Source organism: Mesorhizobium sp. M7A.T.Ca.US.000.02.2.1, from assembly GCF_003996995.1.
Taxonomy (GTDB): domain Bacteria; phylum Pseudomonadota; class Alphaproteobacteria; order Rhizobiales; family Rhizobiaceae; genus Mesorhizobium.
In genome coordinates this window covers 1-466 of the sequence record NZ_RZTT01000912.1, presented here as the reverse complement: position 1 = coordinate 466, position 466 = coordinate 1, and the positions used below count along the sequence as shown (strand labels likewise).

Genomic DNA, 466 nt, shown 5'->3' with positions numbered 1-466 from the left:
TCGCCGTCCGCCACCCCGGAAATCCGGGTGGCCTGGCCGCCGCGGATGGCGTTGTAGGTGGTGCCGTCGAACTGCAGGGCATCGCCGGCAATGCCGCCGACTTCGCCTGCCAGCGCATCGAGCTGGCGGCGGGTCACCGCGTCGCTCGCCTCCACGCCATCACCGAGGTTGGCCAGCCGTGCGCCCTTGCCCTGGATCGCGCCGTCGGCGCCGAATTGCACCGCGCGGGCATCGAGCGCGGCCAGATCCGTCCCCACCTGGTCGGCCGTCCGCTGCGCGGTCCGGGCCTGCCCTTCCACGCCATCCAGCTGGCCGCGATTGACGGCATCGCCGGCAGCCTCGCCGTCCGCCACCCCGGAAATCCGGGTGGCCTGGCCGCCGCGGATGGCGTTGTAGGTGGTGCCGTCGAACTGCAGGGCATCGCCGGCAATGCCGCCGACTTCGCCTGCCAGCGCATCGAGCTGGC

The 466-nt window shown here is 73.2% G+C and carries 1 protein-coding gene; it reads right to left on the bottom strand.

Annotation, left to right across the window (positions count from 1 at the left end):
- Window positions 1-466, bottom strand: a 466-nt coding sequence (locus EOD15_RS36160) for a hypothetical protein (RefSeq protein ID WP_210212232.1), incomplete at both ends; no start/stop codon positions are given.